General features: G+C 63.3%; 19 protein-coding genes. 9 read left to right on the forward strand and 10 right to left on the reverse strand.

Annotated features, from left to right (window positions below; translation table 11 throughout):
- The first annotated feature begins 191 nt into the window (after positions 1-191).
- Together LB553_RS20515 and LB553_RS20520 are read left to right on the forward strand one after the other, a co-directional pair.
- On the forward strand, positions 192-356 hold the full coding sequence (locus LB553_RS20515) for a DUF3309 family protein (RefSeq protein ID WP_095768421.1): 165 nt from the start codon (positions 192-194) through the stop codon (positions 354-356).
- A 528-nt stretch (positions 357-884) separates the two neighbouring features.
- On the forward strand, positions 885-2,108 hold the full coding sequence (locus LB553_RS20520) for an anion transporter (RefSeq protein ID WP_224516130.1): 1,224 nt from the start codon (positions 885-887) through the stop codon (positions 2,106-2,108).
- Positions 2,109-2,322: 214 nt separating this feature from the next.
- Here the strand turns inward: LB553_RS20520 and LB553_RS20525 are convergent, their stop codons facing one another.
- From LB553_RS20525 to LB553_RS20545, 5 genes are all read right to left on the reverse strand, one after another.
- Positions 2,323-3,402 carry an HPP family protein gene (locus LB553_RS20525; RefSeq protein WP_224516131.1) on the reverse strand — a complete coding sequence of 360 codons (1,080 nt, stop codon included), beginning with the start codon at positions 3,400-3,402 and terminating at the stop codon, positions 2,323-2,325.
- Positions 3,403-3,724: 322 nt separating this feature from the next.
- Complete coding sequence (locus LB553_RS20530; RefSeq protein ID WP_224516132.1) at positions 3,725-4,033, reverse strand: cupredoxin family copper-binding protein; 309 nt, start codon at positions 4,031-4,033, stop codon at positions 3,725-3,727.
- Complete coding sequence (locus tag LB553_RS20535) at positions 4,030-4,554, reverse strand: DUF4142 domain-containing protein (RefSeq protein WP_224516133.1); 525 nt, start codon at positions 4,552-4,554, stop codon at positions 4,030-4,032. The genes LB553_RS20530 and LB553_RS20535 overlap by 4 nt, the downstream gene beginning before the upstream one ends.
- Positions 4,555-4,662: 108 nt before the next feature.
- Positions 4,663-5,361 (reverse strand): RNA polymerase sigma factor, encoded by a 699-nt coding sequence (locus LB553_RS20540; RefSeq protein WP_224516134.1) that lies wholly within the window; start codon positions 5,359-5,361, stop codon positions 4,663-4,665.
- Between the two features lie 137 nt (positions 5,362-5,498).
- The gene (locus LB553_RS20545; protein ID WP_224516135.1) at positions 5,499-6,671 is read right to left on the reverse strand and encodes a cystathionine beta-lyase; all 1,173 of its coding nucleotides are present in this window, start codon (positions 6,669-6,671) and stop codon (positions 5,499-5,501) included.
- A gap of 465 nt (positions 6,672-7,136) precedes the next feature.
- On the opposite strand from LB553_RS20545, the gene LB553_RS20550 reads away from it, so the two are divergent.
- The 5 genes from LB553_RS20550 (at position 7,137) to LB553_RS20570 (ending at position 12,293) form a co-directional block, all read left to right on the forward strand.
- Positions 7,137-8,165: an amino acid ABC transporter substrate-binding protein gene (locus tag LB553_RS20550; RefSeq protein WP_224516136.1), complete on the forward strand. Its 1,029-nt coding sequence runs from the start codon at positions 7,137-7,139 to the stop codon at positions 8,163-8,165.
- Between the two features lie 62 nt (positions 8,166-8,227).
- Positions 8,228-9,415, forward strand: a complete 1,188-nt coding sequence (locus LB553_RS20555) for an amino acid ABC transporter permease (protein ID WP_224516137.1) — start codon at positions 8,228-8,230, stop codon at positions 9,413-9,415.
- Positions 9,416-9,419: 4 nt separating this feature from the next.
- Complete coding sequence (locus LB553_RS20560; RefSeq protein WP_224516138.1) at positions 9,420-10,577, forward strand: amino acid ABC transporter permease; 1,158 nt, start codon at positions 9,420-9,422, stop codon at positions 10,575-10,577.
- 73 nt (positions 10,578-10,650) lie between these two features.
- On the forward strand, positions 10,651-11,454 hold the full coding sequence (locus LB553_RS20565) for an amino acid ABC transporter ATP-binding protein (protein WP_318011513.1): 804 nt from the start codon (positions 10,651-10,653) through the stop codon (positions 11,452-11,454).
- Positions 11,455-11,624: 170 nt separating this feature from the next.
- Positions 11,625-12,293, forward strand: coding sequence for a TIGR02117 family protein (locus tag LB553_RS20570; protein WP_224516139.1), 669 nt, complete (start codon positions 11,625-11,627; stop codon positions 12,291-12,293).
- Positions 12,294-12,351: 58 nt separating this feature from the next.
- Here LB553_RS20570 and LB553_RS20575 read toward each other — a convergent pair whose 3' ends face one another.
- A complete protein-coding gene (locus tag LB553_RS20575; RefSeq protein ID WP_224516140.1) occupies positions 12,352-13,584 on the reverse strand; it encodes an FAD-dependent monooxygenase in 1,233 nt (410 codons plus the stop codon).
- 15 nt (positions 13,585-13,599) lie between these two features.
- Positions 13,600-13,845: a zinc-finger domain-containing protein gene (locus LB553_RS20580; RefSeq protein ID WP_224516141.1), complete on the reverse strand. Its 246-nt coding sequence runs from the start codon at positions 13,843-13,845 to the stop codon at positions 13,600-13,602.
- A 251-nt stretch (positions 13,846-14,096) separates the two neighbouring features.
- Between LB553_RS20580 and LB553_RS20585 the strand changes: the two genes are divergently transcribed.
- The gene (locus LB553_RS20585; protein ID WP_224516142.1) at positions 14,097-16,292 is read left to right on the forward strand and encodes an RNA degradosome polyphosphate kinase; all 2,196 of its coding nucleotides are present in this window, start codon (positions 14,097-14,099) and stop codon (positions 16,290-16,292) included.
- The gene (gene ppx / locus LB553_RS20590) at positions 16,289-17,824 is read left to right on the forward strand and encodes an exopolyphosphatase (RefSeq protein WP_224516143.1); all 1,536 of its coding nucleotides are present in this window, start codon (positions 16,289-16,291) and stop codon (positions 17,822-17,824) included. The genes LB553_RS20585 and ppx overlap by 4 nt, the downstream gene beginning before the upstream one ends.
- 24 nt (positions 17,825-17,848) lie before the next feature.
- On the opposite strand, the gene LB553_RS20595 is transcribed toward ppx, so the two are convergent.
- The 3 genes from LB553_RS20595 to fumC form a co-directional block, all read right to left on the reverse strand.
- Entirely contained in the window at positions 17,849-18,271 is a 423-nt protein-coding gene (locus LB553_RS20595) for a DoxX family protein (RefSeq protein WP_224516144.1), read from the reverse strand.
- A gap of 140 nt (positions 18,272-18,411) precedes the next feature.
- Positions 18,412-18,834, reverse strand: a complete 423-nt coding sequence (locus LB553_RS20600) for a DoxX family protein (protein WP_224516145.1) — start codon at positions 18,832-18,834, stop codon at positions 18,412-18,414.
- Between the two features lie 211 nt (positions 18,835-19,045).
- On the reverse strand, positions 19,046-20,443 hold the full coding sequence (gene fumC, locus LB553_RS20605) for a class II fumarate hydratase (protein WP_224516146.1): 1,398 nt from the start codon (positions 20,441-20,443) through the stop codon (positions 19,046-19,048).
- Positions 20,444-20,501 lie beyond the last annotated feature (58 nt).

The following is a 20,501-nucleotide window of genomic DNA, read 5'->3' on the forward strand; positions in this document are numbered from 1 at the left end:
CCCATATGCCCGGATGGGCAGGCCCCAACGTTGCAAGCTGCGAAATCGTTCCACGCGGCTTAGGCCCGCCGGACGCGTCGGCCGCAAGCAGCGGGCGGTTGCAGCGCCGGGCGGAACATGCGCGCGGTTCGCGAGTTCACTTCCTCAATAACGAAGCGCGGGGACCGCACAGTCAGAAAGAGGAAGAGATCATGGGCCTCGGCACGATTCTCATCATCATTCTCATTCTCGCCTTGCTTGGCGGCTTCAGCGGCCTTGGCGGCGGACCTTTCTACGGAACCGGTTATTACGGTGGCGGCGGCCTCGGGCTTGTCCTGGTTATCGTGATCATCCTGGTGCTGCTCGGTCGGATCTGACACCCCACCGCGCGAGCGGATCTCAGGGTATCGCCAGTCTGGCTACGTCAGAATTTAATGAAAGTTTCCGCAATTTGGCGGTCGACCGGCACTCCAGGATCTCACTAGCCCTGACGACCGCTGCATTCGAGGCAGACAATGCTGTGTCCAGGACAATTCAGCCTGTGCGTGCCTTCCGGGCAGCAATGGCCGTTCGAGCTCAGCCAGCGTGCGCAAACGAAAACCTTCTTCGCCCCGTGACAGCGGGAGCATTCCTGCGGACGCACCAATTCCTCCTTTGACGGAATGCGATGTTCCGCTTCAACGACCGTGTTCATCCGTTTAGTCCCCAACGCCCTGGATTATCGGTCAGATATGTTAATTCACCATTCTTTACATTAGGGTTTATGAATGTGAAACCCACGAAAGCGTTATCGCACTTCATGTGCTTGCGCGCTTTCCCTTTGCGCTGCCCTTGCTAAATGTGGGGCCACTCCACGCAACGGCAGATTTCTGCCGGCAGGGCAGGCAACGGGATCTTTCTTAGCAATGACATGGACAGGCGCGGGCGCGCTTTTCATCCTGGTAGCCACCTATGCCGGCGTCGCCGTCGGCCGCATCCCGGGCCTGCGGCTCGACCGCGCCGGCATCGCGCTGCTGGGTGGCGCGGCCATGATCGCCATCGGCGCGATCGGCATCGACGACGCCTACAAAGCCATCAATTTCGACACCATCACGCTGCTGCTCGGCATGATGATCGTGGTCGCGCATCTGAAAGTTTCAGGCGCGTTTCGCGCGCTTGGCGGCTTTGCCATCGAGCATGCCCATGCGCCTTTCATGCTTTTGGTGATGGTGACGCTGTTGACGGGCGTGCTCTCTGCCTTCCTGGTCAATGACGCGATCTGCCTGGTGATGGCGCCGATCGTCGTCCATCTCACACGGGTCATCAATCGCAACCCGGTGCCTTACCTCATCGCCACCTGCACGGCCTCGAACTGCGGCAGCGTCGCCACCATCACCGGCAATCCGCAGAATATGGTGATCGGCGCGCTGTCGGGCATTTCCTATCCGGCTTTCACGCTGGCGCTCGCGCCGGTGGCGCTGTTCGGCCTGCTCTGCGTCATCGTTATCGTGCGGATCGTCTACCGCGCCGAATTCTCTCGCCCTGCAGAGCTCAGCCCGGAAGTCTATCGCGGCCGCATGTTGCCCGGGCAGGTGCTGAAGGCCACCATCGTCTGTGTGTTGCTGGCGCTCGCCTTCTTTGCCGGCGTTCCCGTTGCCAAGGCGGCGCTGATTGCCGGCGCCTTCCTGCTGGTCACCCGGGCAATCAAGCCGCAGCGCATCTACCGCGAGATCGACGGGCCGTTGCTCTTCATGTTCGCCGGCCTGTTCGTGGTGGTGGCTGGCGCCGAGCGCACGCTGCTCACGCCCGATATGATCGCCTGGGCGAAGAATATCGGCCTCGACGATGTCTGGCGGCTCTCCGGCTTCACCGCGGTGCTTTCCAACATCATGAGCAATGTGCCGGCGGTGCTGGCGCTCCGGCCCTTCATCCCCGGCTTGGAAAATCCGGAGCGCGCCTGGCTGATCGTCGCGATGAGCTCGACGCTTGCCGGTAACTTCACGCTGCTCGGCTCGGTCGCCAATCTGATCGTCGCCGAGCAGGCAAAAGCGGCCGGCAAGGAACTTTCCTTTTCAGCCTTCTTCAAGGTGGGCCTGCCGCTGACGCTGGTGACGCTTCTCGCCGGCACCGCTTGGCTGGCCTGGTCCTGAAAGGCGCAGTCCCGGCCGCGGACAGCATTGATCGGTAACGTGCAGGTCTAAGCACCGTCTTTGCCCGCCATCCGTGCCCGCACCGGAGTTGCGGCGGCGCAAGCCGATCTATGACGGCACATGGACGCATGTCACCCGGCCGGCCGAGACAAACGAGCGGTGCGGCGGCTCGATCGAATGGCGAGCGGGGACATCCTGGGTGATCGGTCCAGCTCTATGCCACCGCTTTGAGCGGCGCCGATGCCTGCACGCGCGCGGCCGCCGCCAGCAGGTCGGTCTGGGTGATCAGTCCGAGGATATGCCGCTCGCTATCGACGATCACCACGGCATGGCTGCGGCCGTCGGTCAGCACCGGCAGCAGGCTCATCGCCGGCGTGTCGGGCGAGGCTGTGCCGGCTTTCGACATCACCCCTTTCACGGTGTCGGTCGCTCGTGTCAGCTCGCGCAAGCCGACCGCGCCGGTGAGACGGCCGTTCGTGTCGAGCACCGGCAGGGTGCGGATGTTGTGGTCGATGAGTTGTTTGCGCGCCTCGTCGGCGGAGGCCGTTTCGGTCACCGAGATCACATCGCGGGACATGATATCCCGGCAAAGCAGCGTGCGCTGCGAGCGCACCACCGCCTGCAGTTCGACCTGGCGCAGCAGGCGCTCAAGGTCGTCACGGTCGATGTCGAAGGTTTCGTCGAGCGCCGACAGCGCGGCGTCGACATCCTCGGGCCTGAAGCCGACGCGCTCTGCCGGCGGCCGGTCGGCGGTTCCGTGCCCGCTGGCGGCGGGCACATGCGCATGCGGATAGTTGCGTCGCGACAACTTATGGAAGAGGAAGCCGAGCGCCACCAGGATGGTCGAGTTCAGCGCCACCGGCACAAAGGGAAACAGGAAGCCGGCGGCTGCAACGGCCGGCCCGCCGAGCACGCCGGTAAGGGCCGCGGCGCCGCCCGGCGGATGCAATGAGCGTGTGAACGACATGGCGGCGATCGCCAGCGCCACCGCAAGGCCGGAGGCTATCACCGCGTCATGCACGAAATGCGCGACCGTCACGCCGACCAACGCCGAAATCGTGTTGCCGCCGACGATCGACCAGGGCTGCGCCAGCGGGCTCGACGGAACGGCAAAGAGGAGCACGGCGGAAGCGCCCATGGGCGCCACCAGCATAGCCACAAGCGGGCCGCTGCCCATTGCAAGTCCGCTAATCATGCCGGTGAGCGCGATGCCGATGGTCGCGCCGATGCAGGCAAGCAGCCGTTCGCGAAGGGTCGCGCCGGCAAGGATCGGAACGAAAAGGCGAAACGCCATGGCAGGCCCTGTCAAACGGGAAATCTTGTGCGATCGGCAATGCCGCCAACGGCGTAAACTGGAAAGCCAAACCAATCCGTTTCGTCGGCGCTGAAGGGAATATTATTGCTCGGCGCGGAGCCAGTGGCGTGCCGCCAACGGCCTCCACTTTGTCAATCGCGTCAAGGCCTTACGAAGTTTGCGGAATCGGTTCGCAATTCACCCGAATGTCCTGGCTTCGGCAAGGAGTGTGCCTCTGCGGCGTGCCGCAATCGGGCATGACGATTGCGAGGCGCTGCGCGCGCCTCGCCCTCGGGGGAGACTGATCAAAGGGACCGGCTGATCAGGGGGTCACCTCGACACGTCCCTTCATGTTGGGGTGGAAGCGGCAGAAGTAGTCCACTGTCCCCGCCGCTTTGAGCGTGACCTTGCCCTTCGACTTTGCCGGGATCATCACATCCCAGCCGCCTTTGACCGTGGCGGTGTGGGCGAGAATATCTTGGTTTGTCCACTCGATCGTGTCGCCGATCTTGGCCTGGACGCTTGCCGGCGAAAAGACCAGCTTGTCGATCGTCACCTCTATCGTCGCCGCGAGCGCTGGCGACGCGATGAGCACGGTCGCCAGCATCGGCGCAAGAAGCAGCGGCCTCATTTCAGCATGCCGGCGACATGTTCGGCATGCTGCTCATGTCCCTGGAAGATCTTGAGACCGGTCTCCAGCAGGCTCTTCAACTCGGCATTGCTCGCCGAAGGGATGAGTAGGGTTTCGAGCGCGCCGTCGACTTGCTTGTGATAGGCCACCTCGTTGTCGATATAGGCCTTGTCGAAGGCAGCCCCTTTCAGCTTCGCCAGCTTGGCGCGTTCTTCCTTCGCGGCCTTGGCCAGCGCCTTGCTGGTGTCGTTGTCCTCGGGTGTGACCTTCAGCTTCTTCACCAGGTCGAGCGCCTGCTTGTTCACCGCCTCATGGTCGCGCTCCATGTCCTTGGCGAAGTCCACGACTTCCTTGTTCTTGGACTTCTTGATCGCCAGCTTGGCCGCTTCGATGTCGATCGTGCCAGCGGTATAGGCGATGTGGGCGATCTGCGGGTCGGTGGGCTTTTCGGCGGCTAGCGCCAGCGGGGACGTGCTCACGAAGAAAAGGGCGGCGAGGGTGGCGGTCGGTCGCATAAGCATAGCATCTCCTTCGCCCGGCGGCGCTGGCCTCGGGCTTCATCTGGTGTTGACTGCCATTGGATGCGGGCAAGAACGAAACGTTCCCGGGAAAAGAGCGGGAGATCGAAATTAGGGCTCGAATCCCAGCCTTTTCATCACCGCCTGCGTCAGCCGCTCGCAGCGACGACCGGCGAAGGGGAAGGCGTCGAGCAAAACCGGGCCGATCTCGTCGTCCAGCGCCTTCCGCACCAGCGCTCGCGCCCGGTGCAGCCTGGTCTTCACCGTCTCGGGTTTCACGCCCAGCAGGTCGGCGGTTTCCTCTATGCTGAGGCCCTCGATGACACGGGCCACGAAAACGGTACGATAGACATCGGGAAGGCTGTCGGTCGCCCGTTCGACAAGCCCGAGGATCTGCCGCTGCGCCATCGTCCGCTCCGGATCGTCGCCTGGATTCAAGTCGTTTTGTGTCGAGGGAAACCGGATGATCTGCGCCTCCGGATTTCCGGGCATCGCCACGGTGCGCCTGCGCTTGCGCAGCCGTCCGAGCGCTTCGTTGATGACGATGCGCGACAGCCACGTGGAAAGCGAAGCCTCGCCGCGAAAGCTGCTGAGACTGGAGAAGGCGCGCATATAGGCCTCCTGTACGATGTCCTCGGCCTCGGCGTCATTGCGCACCACGCCGCGCGCGATGCGGTAGAGCCGCTGGTTGTGCGTCTTGATGATGGCGCGGAACGCACCAGGATCGCGCGCAAGCGCCCGGCTGACCAATGCCATGTCGCCGGCCTCGACCGCACCGATTTCGGCGGCTTCAATAGCAGGCTGTCTCATCTCGCCCCGATCTCCCGGCAACGTCACATGCGCGATTGGATGCGCCTGCCGACAAAAGGTTCCCGAACGGCTTGCACCGGCCATGCTACGCTTGGGCAGAGGCTTTGTCTGGTCGGAATCTTCCGCTGATCAGGCCGTCACTCGGCGGCAGCCGCCGCGGCAAGGCCGCGGAGAATGTCGGTCTTCAGGTCCTCGACATCCTCCAGCCCGACCTGCAGCCGTATCAGCGGGCCGGCATACGAACCTTCGGCAGGCGTGCGGTCGCCAAGGAAGACCGGAACGGCGAGACTCTCATAGCCGCCCCAGGAATAGCCGAGCCCGAAAATCTTAAGGGCATCGAGAAAAGCGTGCTGCGCCTTCTGTCCGCCGCCCTTGAGCACGACCGAGAAGACGCCGCTCGAGCCGCAGAAATCGCGTTTCCAGAGTGCATGGTCGGGATGGCTTTCCAGCGCCGGGTGCAGCACTTGCGCGACGCCCGGCTGCTCCTCAAGCCACCGCGCGATATCGAGCGCGCTCTTGCGGTGATGCTCGAGCCGCACCCCCATGGTGCGCAGGCCCCGCAGCACCTGATAGATGTCGTCGGGTCCCGAACAGCAGCCCAGCGTGCAGAAACTCTCGTAGAGCTGCCTCCAATAGATCTCGTTGGCAGAGACCAGGCCGAGCAACACATCGGAATGGCCGGCCGGATACTTGGTCGCCGCGTGGATCGAAATGTCGACGCCATGGTCGAGCGGCTTGAAGTAGAGTGGCGTCGCCCAGGTGTTGTCCATCATAACGATAGCGCCCGCGGCATGCGCCGCCTTGGCGATCGCCGGGATGTCCTGCACCTCATAGGTGTTCGATCCCGGCGATTCGGTGAACACCACCTTGGTGTTGGGCTTGATCAGCGATGCGATGCCGGCGCCGATGCGCGGCTCGTAATATTCGACCTCGATGCCGAGCCGTTTCAGCATCGTGTCGGCGAAGTGGCGCGTCGGGTGATAGACGCTGTCGACGATCAACAGGTGATCGCCTGCGGCAAGGAAGGCGAGCAGCGGCACCGTCACCGACGCCAGCCCCGAAGGCACCGCGATCGTGCCGGCCGAGCCTTCCAGCGCATCGACGGCGAGCGTGAGCGCATCCATCGTCGGCGTGCCGCGCGTGCCGTAAGTGTATTTCTGGCTGCGCCCTGCCATCGAGGCGGCGTCTGGATAAAGCACCGTCGATGCGTGCACGACCGGCGGATTGACGAAGCCGAAATAATCGCGCGGATTGTTGCCGGAATGAGCAAGCAGCGTGTTGATGCCCATTTCGATGCCGTCTCTAGCCATGGTTCGTCGCCTGTCGAATGATGTCTGGGGACCAGCCATAAAGCGGTGGCAAAGCCGGCGCAACCGCGCTGGGGCCGCCAAAAGCCGGTCTTCCGCTGGGCCAATCCGACGGCGTGCGCGTCCAATAAAGCGCAGCTATTGCCGAAGCGGATTTTACTGGCCAGCCGTGGATACGCGGCGATGCAACTTGACCGATTTGTTTGCATGGCCGGCCGGTTTCATGGCGCTCCTGTGCGCAATTCAGGCATTCGCGGCAATTGCTTTTCAAACCTCCCGGGATTCGGTCATTTCCCTTGACCTCACAGGAATAATCGCCTTCGATGCGTTTCGTGAATGGGAGGCAGCGCATCGTTACCGATGCGGGTCCGGGAGTGGGCCTCAAAGTGGGAGCTGCGTTCACAAACGAAAAAGATCAAGCGTCGCCTGGCAGCAGGGGCGCCTATGACAGAAAAGGGTCTGTGGGTCATGAAACATATTGCAATCGGCATCCTTGGCGTCGCCGCGCTCGGGTTCATGGCGTCCGCCGCTTCGGCCGGCACGCTCGACACCGTGAAGCAGAAGGGCTTTATCCAGTGCGGCGTCTCGACGGGCCTGGCCGGCTTCTCGGCGCCGGACGACAAGGGTGAATGGAAGGGCATCGATGCCGATTTCTGTCGCGCCGTCGCGGCCGCCGTCTTCGGTGATGGCTCCAAGGTTAAGTTCACGCCGCTCAGCGCCAAGGAGCGGTTCACCGCCCTGCAGTCGGGCGAGATCGACATCCTGTCGCGCAACACCACCTGGACCAGCAACCGCGACAGCGCGCTCGGCCTCGATTTTGTCGGCATCACCTACTATGACGGCCAAGGCTTCATGATCAACGCCAAGAAACTGCCGGGCGTGAACTCCGCGCTGCAGCTTTCGGGCGCCGCGGTCTGCGTGCAGAGCGGCACCACGACCGAGCTCAACCTCGCCGACTACTTCAAGAAGAACAAGATGGAATACAACCCCGTCGTGTTCGAGAAGCTGGAAGAGGTCAACGCCGCCTATGACGCAGGCCGCTGCGACGCTTACACCACCGACCAGTCCGGCCTTTACGGCATCCGCCTGACGCTGTCCTCGCCGGCCGACCACGTCGTGCTGCCCGAGATCATCTCCAAGGAGCCGCTCGGCCCGGCCGTGCGCCAGGGCGACGACCAGTGGGCGCATATCGCGCGCTGGACATATTTTGCGCTGCTCAACGCCGAAGAAGCCGGCATCACCCAGGCGAATGTCGATGAGATGAAGACGTCGACCGACCCGAACATTCAGCGTATCCTCGGCACCGAGCCCGACGGCAAGTACGGCGCCGATCTCGGCCTCTCCAACGACTGGGTCGTCAACATCGTCAAGGCTGTGGGTAACTACGGCGAAATGTTCGAGCGCAACGTCGGCGCGGGAAGCCCGCTCAAGATCGCGCGCGGCATCAACGCGCTATGGACCAAGGGCGGCCTGCAATACGGTCCGCCGATCCGCTGATTGAAACGTGATCCGGGAGGCAGGTCGTCTGCCTCCCGGTTTCTCTTTCCAGGGGACGGTCCATGGCTTCGCAGGAAATACTTCGCGAGGAGCCGAGCCGCGGCTCCTTCATCAATGACCCGAGAATACGCAGCCTATTCTTTCAGACGCTGGTTGTAGTCTTACTGTTCAGTTCGATCTGGTGGATCGTCCACAACGTCATCGAAAACCTGCAGCGTCTGCACATCGCGTCAGGCTTCGGTTTCCTCAGGAGCAGGGCCGGCTTCGACATTTCCGACACGCCAATCGCCTATACGTCCGACTCGACCTATTTCCGGGCACTCGTCGTCGGCTTGCTCAACACGATCATCGTTGCCGTCGCCGGCATCGTGCTGGCCACGATCGTCGGCTTCACCATCGGCATCGGCCGCCTGTCGCAGAACTGGCTGATCCGCAAGATCTGCACGGTCTATGTCGAGATCTTCCGCAACATCCCGCCGCTCCTGGTCATCTTCTTCTGGTATTCCGGCGTGCTCGCCGTGCTGCCGCCGCCGCGCGAAAGCATCCATCTGCCCTTCGGTTCCTTTCTCAACCAGCGTGGCTTCTACTTGCCGCGAGCTGTCTGGGGAGACGGCTCCTGGCTGATCGGCGTCGCATTGCTGCTGGCCATCGCAATGGCTTGGTTCGTTGCCCACAGGGCGCGGCAGCGGCAGAAGGCAACCGGTCAGCAATTCCCGGTCTTCTGGACATCGCTCGCTCTTATCGTCGGCCTGCCGGTGCTCGCCTTCCTGCTCGGCGGCATGCCCCTGACCTTCGATTTCCCGAAGCAATCGACCTTCAACCTGACCGGCGGCTTCTGGATCAAGCCGGAATTCCTGTCGCTGCTGCTGGCGCTTTCCTTCTACACGGCGGCCTTCATCGCCGAGATCGTACGCGCCGGCATCCGGGGTGTCAGCAAAGGACAGACCGAGGCGGCGGCGGCGCTCGGCCTGCGTTCCGGCCCGATTCTGCGGCTGGTGGTTATTCCGCAGGCGATGCGCATCGTCATTCCGCCGCTGACCAGCCAGTATCTCAACCTGACAAAGAACTCCTCGCTGGCGATCGCCATCGGCTATCCCGATCTCACCGCGACCGCCGGCACGGTGCTGAACCAGACCGGACAGGCGGTGGAGGGCGTGTTCATCATGATGATCGCCTATCTGGTGCTGAGCCTCGTGACGTCCCTTGTCATGAATATCGTCAACGCCAGAATGGCGCTGGTGGAGAGGTAGGGCCATGCAGGAACACGACATGTCCTGGGTGCGCACCGAGATGGTGCTGGCGCAGCCGGCGCCGCCCGAAGAACGCGGCGCCTATGCCTGGGTGCGCAAGAACCTGATCGGCTCCGTCGGTGACACCATCCTCACCGTGCTGGGCATCGCCATCGTGCTGTGGATCGTGCCGCAGGTTATCAACTGGGCCTTCATCAACGCCCAATGGAGCGGACCGGACCGCACGGTCTGCACCACGGCCGCGCAAGGCGGCATCCAGCCCGATGGCTGGACCGGCGCCTGCTGGGCCTTCGTCAACGCCAAATTCGGCCAGTTCATGTTCGGCACTTATCCCATTGAAGAGCGCTGGCGGCCGATCCTGGTCGCCATCCTGTTCGTGGCGCTGCTGGTCCCGATGCTAATCCCGCGCGTGCCGCGCAAAGGGCTGAACGCCGTCCTGCTCTTCGTGGCGCTGCCGATCGTCTCCTTCTTCCTGCTGATCGGTGGCGTGTTCGGCCTTCCGTATGTCGAGACCGCGCGCTGGGGCGGCCTGTTGATTACCCTCAGCCTCTCCTTCGTCGGCATTGCCGTATCGCTGCCACTGGGCATCGTGCTGGCGCTCGGCCGCCGTTCGAAGATGCCGATCGTTAAATGGCTGTGCATCGTCTTCATCGAGATGGTGCGCGGCATTCCATTGATCACCGTGCTGTTCTTCGCCAGCGTCATGCTGCCGCTGTTCCTGCCGGAAGGCGTCACCTTCGACAAATATCTGCGGGCCTTGATCGGCGTGTCGCTGTTTGCCGCCGCCTATATGGCCGAGGTGATCCGCGGCGGCCTCCAGGCAATCCCGAAAGGGCAATATGAGGGCGCCGACTCGCTCGGCCTCGGCTACTGGCAGAAAATGGGCCTGATCGTGCTGCCGCAGGCGCTGAAGCTGGTCATCCCCGGCATCGTCAACACCTTCATCGGCATGTTCAAGGACACCAGCTTGGTGCTCATCATCTCGATGTTCGACCTGCTCGGCGTGGTGAAGCAGAATTTTGCCGATGCCAACTGGGCGACGCCGCAGACCGCGAGGTCCGGCCTAATCTTTGCCGCCTTCGTATTCTGGCTGTTCTGCTTCGGCATGTCGCGCTATTCAATGTACACCGAACGCCGGCTCGACACCGGTTACAAACGCTGATGCATGTCGCCCAAAGTGTAGCGGTTTTGGGGTAACGAATGCATCAAATCAAACGATAAAAGGGGAACCAGCCATGGCCACCGAAAACGCCGTCAGCGCGGAAGAGATCAAGGTCGACGCCGCCAAGATGCACATCTCCACCACCGATGTCGCCATCGACATCGTCGGCATGCACAAATGGTATGGCGAGTTCCATGTGCTTAAGGACATCAACCTCAAGGTGATGCGCGGCGAGCGCATCGTCATTTGCGGTCCCTCCGGTTCCGGCAAGTCGACCATGATCCGCTGCATCAACCGTCTGGAGGAGCACCAGAAGGGCAAGATCATCGTCGACGGCAAGGAACTCACCAACGATCTGAAGAAGATCGACGAGGTGCGCCGCGAGGTCGGCATGGTGTTCCAGCACTTCAACCTGTTCCCGCATCTCACCATCCTGGAAAACTGCACGCTGGCGCCGATCTGGGTGCGCAAGATGCCGAAGAAGCAGGCCGAGGAAATCGCCATGCATTTCCTCACGCGCGTCAAGATACCGGAACAGGCCAACAAATATCCGGGCCAGCTCTCCGGCGGGCAGCAGCAGCGCGTGGCGATCGCGCGCTCGCTGTGCATGAATCCGCGCATCATGCTGTTCGACGAGCCGACCTCCGCGCTCGATCCGGAAATGATCAAGGAAGTGCTGGAGACGATGGTGGGGCTGGCAGAGGAGGGCATGACGATGCTCTGCGTCACCCACGAAATGGGCTTTGCCCGCAAAGTCGCCAACCGCGTGATCTTCATGGATCAGGGCCAGATCGTCGAGCAGAACACGCCGGCCGAGTTCTTCGACCATCCGCGCCATGAACGCACAAAACTTTTCCTGTCGCAGATCCTGCACTGAGCGGGCGCAATCGCTAATTTTCGGAAGCCCGGCTGGAAACAGCCGGGTTTTTTTGCATTCGGGCGATCGGACAAGGATCGGCTCATTTTTGGTTGACGCTCCGGAATCGTCGAGCCTGATCGTCAGGCCTTCCTGGAATCGCCCCAAACAAGATGGAACTACCGCATCCGATGAGACGAGTCCTGCGATATCTGGTGATGCTCTTGGGAGCGGTAGTGCTTGCCGCCGCGCTCGGCACGCTGGTGCCACGTCCGCTCTGGCCGGCCGCACGGGCCGAAGGCGAGGGGACGCGGCACATACTGTTGTTGAGGAATCCGATTCACACCGACATTGCGATACCGGTCGATGATGACGTGCGCCGGCGATTTGCCTTTCTGGTCGATGCCGGCCTGCCGACCGACGCGTCGGAGGCGCGGTATTTCATCTTCGGCTGGGGCGGCCGCGCCTTCTATCTGGAGACGCCGACCTGGTCGCAACTGAAGGCCATGCCGGTGCTGAAGGCGCTTACGCTCGACGCCGCGGTGATGCATGTCGATGTCGCGGGCGCTATCCTTGAGGCGCATCCGGATGTCGCCGGCTTTGACGTCGACGGGGAACATTTCTCGGCGCTGCTCGACTATATCGCGGCAGGCTTCCGGCAGGGGCCTGGCGGACTGATACCGATCGAAAATGCGGGCTATTCAACTTACGACCGTTTCTACGAGGCCAACGGCCACTTCAACGCGCTGGTCGGCTGCAACACCTGGACGGCGGCGGCATTGCGCACTGCCGGCATCCGGACAGGTTTGTGGAACCCGCTGCCGGTGTCATTGGGTTGGTCGCTGAGCCTGTATAACTAGAGGCGCCTCATTCCTTCGCCTCCCTCTGTCCTGCCAGCCTATCTGGCCGTCGGGCGTGCTACCGCCTCACAACCTTCCGCTCTTCCCAGCCATAGAGCCAGTCCAGGTCCGCGGCGAGCTTGTCCGCCGGCCGCGCCGTGAGCACCAGGTTGCGCGCGATCGCCACCGGTCCCCATGCGTGCCAGGCCAGCCGATTGAGAGCGCCGCGTTTCAGCACCTTTTCGACGCGCGGGCGTCTGAGATTTTCCCAGATGGCAAGGCCCTGAGCTGCATCGCCAGGGAAGTCGGCAACGAGATTGGCGAGCATCGAGGCGTCCTCGATCCCCATCGCCGCGCCCTGCGCCGCGAAGGGCGTCATGGCGTGCGCGGCATCGCCGATCAGTGCCACTCCCTCCGACATGGTCCAGCGCCGTTGCGCGACCGTGTGGATGGGGAAGGCCGTCCACGGCCCGGCAAGCGCCGCCAGCTTCGCCAGCGTTGCCGCCGTGCCCCGCATGGCTGCTGAAAGTATGGCGGGATCGGCATGCCCGGACCAGCCTTCGGCGATGCGCTCGCCCTTGGTGAAGGCGGCAAGGTTGAAGGCGCTGCCCTTGCTCACCGGATAGGTGACCATGTGGAAGCCGGGATGCAGGAAGGTGGTGACGCAGTCGGCAGCGCCGATTTGCATAAAGGCCTGGGCGGCGGCGCTTTCCGCCGTGACCGTCGCGCGCCAGGCGAGCTCGCCTGAAAAGCGGCTTGCCGCAAAGCCGGTCGTTCGGGCAAGCTGGGCGCGAACCGACGACCAGACGCCGTCGGCTGCGACCAGCAAACCGCACGCGACATCCGTCGCTTTGCCGTCGATTTCGACCGTCGCGGTGACGCTTTGCGGGTCGATGGCAATGCCGGTAACGCGCGCGCCGGTGATAAGCTCGATGTCCGGCCGCAGCGCCACCGCCGCCATCAGCGCCGCCTGCAAGTCGGCGCGGTGCGCCACGAGATAAGGCCCGCCCCAGCGCTTTTCTGCCGCTTCCCCAAGCGGCACGCGCGCCAGCTCCCGCAGGCTTCTTGCATCCTTCAGCACTACCGCTTGCGGCCGGATCGCATTGGGCAGCAGGCGATCGAGCACGCCGAGCCGGCGCAGGATGCGGGTTGCGTTGGGGGAAAGCTGGAGGCCGGCGCCGGCCGCTTCGAGTTGCCTGGCCTGCTCGAACAGTCTTACCGGGAAGCCACGCTCGGCAAAGGCAAGCGCCGCCGTCAGCCCGGCAAGACCAGCCCCGGCGATAACGATCTGCCGGGACGGTGTTTCAGTCATGGTCGAAAGAGGCGATCAGGCGGCCTGATCGACATAGAGGCAGCCGGCCGGCTGCGTTTCCGTCGCTTTCAGCGATGGCGAATAGCGGTAGAGCGTCGAGCAGTAGGGGCAGACCTTCTCATCGTCGTCGCCCATGTCGAGGAACACATGCGGATGGTCGAAAGGCGGGTTGGCGCCGGTGCACATGAATTCCTTGACGCCGATCTCGATAACCGGATGGCCCGCGTCGTTCTGGAAATGGGGAATGCTGCCGCCTGCCATCGTCGTCTCCAATTGGGTTCGGCCAGTGGGTGTGACCAGCCTGCATCTGGAGCATAACAGCCCAGTTTGCAAGATCGATGAAATCAAACTGTCGCAAAAGCCTGGCAGAGGATAAGTTGAGCCGGTTAAGCGCGTGAGGCCGGCGTCGGAGCGATTCCGTGACGATCATGCGTCACAAAGACATGTTAGAGCGTCGCCGAACGGCAATATGCGGCGCTCCCAAGGACGGTTGCGGGCAAGAGCGGGAAACCATGAACGAACTGAAGCCAGTGCAGAGCGAGTTCATCACCGTCGAGGCGGCCAGCCCGGAGGGCGGCAATCCCGACCGTTTCGTCAACCGCGAATTCTCCTGGCTGCAGTTCAACCGCCGCGTGCTGGAAGAATCGCTGAACGAGCATCATCCGCTGCTCGAACGCGTGCGCTTCCTGTCGATCTCAGCCGCCAATCTCGACGAGTTCTTCATGGTGCGCGTCGCTGGCCTTGCCGGCCAGGTGCGCGAGGGCATCGCCTTGAAAAGCCCGGACGGCCGCACGCCCGAGCAGCAGCTCGAACAATTGCTGCGCGAGGTCGAGCGCCTGCAGGAGGACCAGCAAAAGAGCCTCTCGGCGCTGATGATCCTGCTCAACAAGGAAGGCATCGAAAGCATCACCCGTGACGCGCTCACCAAGGATGAGAAGGCTTGGCTGGAAGAGCATTTCCAGGAGCAGGTTTTCCCGGTGCTGACGCCGCTGTCGATCGACCCGGCGCATCCGTTCCCCTTCATCCCCAATCTCGGCTTCTCGATCGCGCTGCAACTGCGCCATCGCAAGAACGGCGAGGAGATGAGCGCGCTGCTGCGCCTGCCGGTGGCGCTCAGGCGTTTCATCCGCTTGCCCGACCGCAAGCACCATGTGCGCTTCATCCCGCTGGAGGAAGTGGTCGGCATCTATATCGGCAAGCTTTTCCCCGGCTATGAGGTCAAGGGTTCCGGCACGTTCCGCATCATCCGCGACAGCGACATCGAGGTCGAGGAAGAGTCGGAAGACCTGGTGCGCCTGTTCGAAACGGCGCTGAAGCGGCGCCGCCGCGGCTCGGTGATCCGCATCGAATTCGACACGCTGATGCCGGCCGCGTTGCGGGACTTCGTCGCCGGCGAGCTCGGCGTCTCGTCGAGCCGTATCAGCGTGCTCACCGGGCCGCTGGCGCTCAATCAGATATCCGAGATTGTCGCCATTCCGCGCGACGACCTCAAATTCACGCCCTACAATCCGCGCTTTCCGGAGCGCATCCGCGAGCATGGCGGCGACTGCTTCGCCGCCATCCGAGAGAAAGACATCGTCGTCCATCACCCCTACGAGTCCTTCGACGTGGTGGTGCAGTTCCTCCGCCAGGCCGCCGCCGACCCGGAAGTGGTGGCGATCAAGCAGACGCTCTATCGCACCTCCAACGACAGCCCGATCGTGCGCGCGCTGATCGACGCCGCCGAGGCCGGCAAGTCGGTTACGGCGCTTGTCGAGCTCAAGGCGCGCTTCGACGAGGAAGCCAACATCCGCTGGGCGCGCGACCTTGAACGCGCCGGCGTGCAAGTCGTGTTCGGCTTCCTGGAGCTGAAGACCCACGCCAAGATGTCTTTGATCGTGCGCCGCGAGGATGGCCGGCTGCGCAACTACGTGCATCTCGGCACCGGCAACTACCACCCGGTTACCGCCCGCATCTACACCGACCTGTCCTTCTTCACCACCGACCCGACGATCGCGCGCGATGTCGCGCAGCTCTTCAATTTCATCACCGGCTACGCCGAGCCCGCCGAGGAGATGCGCCTTGCCGTATCGCCCTTCACACTGCGCAAGCGCATCCTGAAACACATCTCGGACGAGATCGTCCATGCTCGCGGAGGCCGGCCGGCGCGCATCTGGATGAAGATGAACGCGCTGGTCGATCCGACCGTCATCGACGCGCTTTACGACGCCAGCCGCGCCGGCGTCGAGGTCGACCTCGTCGTGCGCGGCATCTGCTGCCTGAGGCCGCAGGTGCCGGGCCTTTCCGAGAACATAAGGGTCAAATCGATCGTCGGCCGTTTCCTCGAGCACAGCCGCATCTTCTGCTTCGGCAACGGCCACGGCCTGCCGTCGGACGAGGCGATCGTCTATATCTCGTCCGCCGACATGATGCCGCGTAATCTCGACCGCCGCGTCGAAACCCTGGTGCCCATCACCAATCCAACTGTGCATGAACAGGTGCTTGGCCAGATCATGCTGGGCAATGTCATGGACAACCAGCAAAGTTTCGACGTATTGGCTGACGGCACCTCCCGGCGCGTTGTGCTGGAGGAGGGCGAGGAGCCGTTCAACGCGCAGGAATATTTCATGACCAATCCGAGCCTCTCCGGACGGGGCGACGCGCTGAAATCGCATGCGCCCAAGCGCATTGCCCAGTTCAAGCGCCGCAAGAAGAACGCCGCCGCGTGATTGCAGTTTCCCAGGGCCGGCTTCAGGACCGGCGGCCGCTGTCGATCATCGACATCGGATCGAACTCGATCCGCCTTGTCATCTATGAGGGGCTCGCGCGCTCGCCCACGCTCCTGTTCAACGAGAAGATGCTGGCGGGCCTCGGCCGCGGCATCGTTTCGACGGGCAAGCTCGACCCCGAAGCGGTGACGCGCTCGATGGAGGAATTCCGCCGGTTCCGCGCACTGTCGGATCAGGCGGGCGCCGAGCACATGTATGTGCTGGCTACCGCCGCGGCGCGCGAGGCGGGCAACGGCCCCGATTTCATCCACCGCGCCGAAGACGTGCTGAAGACCAAGATTCGTGTGCTCACCGGTCGCCAGGAGGCCTATTATTCGGCGCTCGGCGTCATTTCAGGCTTCCATCCGGCCAACGGCATCGCCGGCGACCTTGGCGGCGGCAGCCTCGAGCTGATCGACATCAATCGCGAGGCGATGGGCGACGGCATCACGCTGCCGCTTGGCGGCCTGCGTCTGCAGGACATGGCGAAGAACTCGCTTGTCCAGGCGCAGAAGATCGCGCGCCAGGAGCTGGCGCGGGCAAAGCTGCTCAAGGGCGGACAGGGCAGGGTCTTCTATGCCGTCGGCGGCACCTGGCGAAACCTCGCCAGGCTGCATATGGAGATGACCAACTATCCGCTTGGCGTCATGCATCACTACGAGATTTCGGCCGACAGCGCGCAGGCCTTCCTGAAGCAGGTGGCCAGGGGCGAGGTCGAGAAGGTGCGCGGTATCGAGGGCGTTTCCAAGAACCGCCGCTCGCTCCTGCCTTACGGCGCGGTCGTGCTGCAGGAGATCATGTCGGCGATGCAGCCGTCGAAGATCGTCGTTTCGGCGCAGGGCGTGCGCGAGGGCTTCCTCTATTCGCTGCTCGACGCCGAGGAGCAGAAGGCCGATCCGCTGATCTCGGCGGCTGAGGAACTGGCGCTGTTGCGCTCGCGCTCGGTGCATCACGCCCATGATCTGGTCGAATGGACCGGGAAGGCGTTCAAAGCGTTCGGCATTGACGAGACCGAAGACGAGGCGCGCTACCGCCATGCAGCTTGCCTGCTCGCCGATATCGGCTGGCGCGCGCATCCGGAATATCGCGGTAGGCAGTCGCTCAACATCATCGCGCATGCCTCCTTCATCGGCGTCGATCATCCCGGCCGCGCCTATCTGGCCCTGGCCAACGCCTATCGCCATGACGGCATCTTCAACGATGGCATCGCGCCCGAGATCAAAGCGCTGGCGCCGCCGCGCCTGCTCGAGCGCGCCCGCGTGCTGGCGGCGATGATGCGTGTGGTCTATCTCCTCACAGCGGCAATGCCGGGCGTCATGCCGAGGCTGAAATGGGAGAGCCGCGGCAATGGCGCGCTGGCGCTGGTGCTGCCGGCTTCGCTCGCCGACCTCTATGGCGAGCGTCCTGCCGGCCGGCTGGCGCAGCTCGCGCGCATCACCAACCGGCGCCTGGTGCTGGCGGTCGAGGGCGGACCAAGTGTGTCGGTGAAATAGGCCAGTCGGTGAAATAGGGCCGGCTCAGGTCACTTCGGCGCCGAGGCCGAAACCGCGCCCGTCCGCCGACCATGCGCCGGCGCCGGCCATCGCGAGCGCCAGAAAGCCGCCGGCAATGGCGATGTCCTTCATCAGCATCTGCTGGTGCAGGAAGGCAAGGGTTGCATCGTCACCGCCCTGGCCATGATGGCCGATGAAGCCGGCGACCACGCAGAAGGCGGCAAGCAAAAGCGCCACGATCCGCGTCTGGAAACCGACCAGGATCAGCAATCCGGCGATCAGCTCGAACAGGCCAGTGGCCCAGGCTGCAAGAGTCGGAAGCGGCAGGCCGAGGCCGGCGAAATAGCTGGTCGTGCCGGCGATGTTGGCGAGCGCCTGGAAACCGGAGGGCACGAACAACGCGGCGAGCAGGAGCCGCGAGACGAGAAGCAATGCGTTGCGGGGCATTGGTCATCTCCCTTGCCAGCATCAGGCCGGCTGCCGGCGCAGTCTACGCCTACAACCGGGAAACGAAAAAGCGGTGCGGAAAATTCCGCACCGCGTTCGTTTCAGTTTGGGAGGAATGCTTCAGTATGGGAGGAAAAAGATCAGCCGCGCTTGGCGTCGATCGAGTAGGCGCCGGCGCCGGAGGAGGCGAGCAGGATGAAGCCGCCGGTGATGGCGAGGTTCTTGAGGAACTGGATCATCTGCATCTGGTCGGCCCAGCCGGTGTGGGCGACCAGCCCGGTGGCGATCGTGAAGATGGCGAGCACCCAGGCAGCGATCCGGGTCTGGAAGCCGACGAGAATGGCAAGGCCGCCAAGCAGCTCGATCAGCCCAACAACGACGGCCGTTACGGTCGGCACGGGCAGGCCGAGAGCGCCGAAATAGCCGGCGGTGCCGGAAATCGCTGTGAGCTTGCCGAAGCCGGAAAGCAGGAAGATGACGGCAAGCAGGACGCGACCCAACAGGATCGTCGTGGAGCTGCTGGATGTTGCGCCGTTGCCGGCGACGGAAGAGTTGATGGACATGGCGGTTCTCCGAACGGGTTGAATGATCCGTCAGATAGACGATAGAGACTGTTCACCAGAAGCCGCCTATGTGGCGACACATTGTTCACAGAATCTTCATTCTTAGATTACGCGGCGGACGCGAAATTCATGTCGCGAGAATCGGCAGTGGGAGCAAATTCTCCCACTGCAAAATGGCTCGTCCGCTTCTTCCTAAGAACAGATGCAATCGTCAGCCCGGATGCGTCATGTCCTCGGGCCGCACCAGCCGGTCGTAATCGGCTTCGCTGACCAGCCCGGTGGCCAAGGCTTCCTCGCGCAAGGTCGTGCCGTTCTTGTGCGCGGTCTTGGCGATTTTGGCGGCGTTGTCGTAGCCGATGGTGGGGGCCAGCGCCGTCACCAGCATCAGCGAACGCTCCAGCGCGGCCTTGATGTTGTCCTCGCGCGCCTCGATGCCGACCACGCAATTGTCTGTGAAAGAAACCGAAGCGTCGGCAAGCAGCTGCACCGATTGCAGGAAATTATAGGCCATCAGCGGGTTGTAGACGTTGAGCTCGAAATGGCCCTGGCTGCCGGCGAAGGCGAGTGCTGCATTGTTGCCGAACACCTGCACGCAGACCTGCGTAAGCGCCTCGCACTGGGTCGGGTTGACCTTCCCCGGCATGATCGAGGAGCCCGGCTCGTTTTCCGGCAGCGAGAGCTCGCCGAGGCCCGAGCGCGGGCCGGAGCCGAGCAGGCGGATGTCGTTGGCGATCTTGAACAGCGCGGCGGCCGCCGCGTTGATCGCCCCATGCGAGAACACCATAGAATCATGCGCCGCCAGCGCCTCGAATTTGTTCGGCGCGGTGACGAAGGCGATGCCGGTGATTGCGGCGATGCGGTCCGCCACCTTTTCGGCGAAGCCGACCGGCGCGTTAAGCCCCGTGCCGACGGCGGTGCCCCCTTGGGCCAACTCCTGCAGGCCGGGCAGCGTCAGCTCGATGCGCTTGATCGACGAGGCGACCTGCGCGGCATAGCCAGAAAATTCCTGGCCGAGCGTCAGCGGCGTGGCGTCCTGCGTGTGCGTTCGGCCGATCTTGATGATGTGGTTGAAGGCGCGGGCCTTGGCGTCGAGCGCCCTGTGCAGGTGGTGCAGGGCAGGGATCAGGTGATGCGCGACCCGCTCGGCGCAGGCGATATGCATGGCCGTCGGATAGGTGTCGTTGGACGACTGGCTCATATTGACGTGGTCGTTCGGGTGCACCGGCTTCTTCGAGCCCATCACCCCGCCGAGCATCTCGATCGCCCGGTTGGAGATCACCTCGTTGGCATTCATGTTGGACTGCGTGCCCGAGCCCGTCTGCCAAACCACCAGCGGGAAATGATCGTTAAGCTTGCCGTCGATCACTTCCTGGGCCGCATCGACGATCGCCTTGCCGATGGCCGGATCGAGCCGCTTCATCTCCATGTTCACTTCGGCCGCGGCGCGCTTGACGATGCCGAGCGCGCGCACGATCGAGGCCGGCTGCTTCTCCCAGCCGATTTTGAAATTGCCGAGCGAACGCTGCGCCTGCGCGCCCCAATAGCGGTCGGCCGCCACCTCTATGGGGCCGAACATATCGGTTTCGGTTCTGGTCTTTTCAGCGCTCACGGGGAACTCTCCGGTCTGTCGATTTGGGCAACGGCGTATCGCGTTGGACAAACGGCAT

This window comes from Mesorhizobium sp. CA8 (assembly GCF_020164955.1).
In the GTDB taxonomy this organism is placed as follows: Bacteria; Pseudomonadota; Alphaproteobacteria; order Rhizobiales; family Rhizobiaceae; genus Mesorhizobium.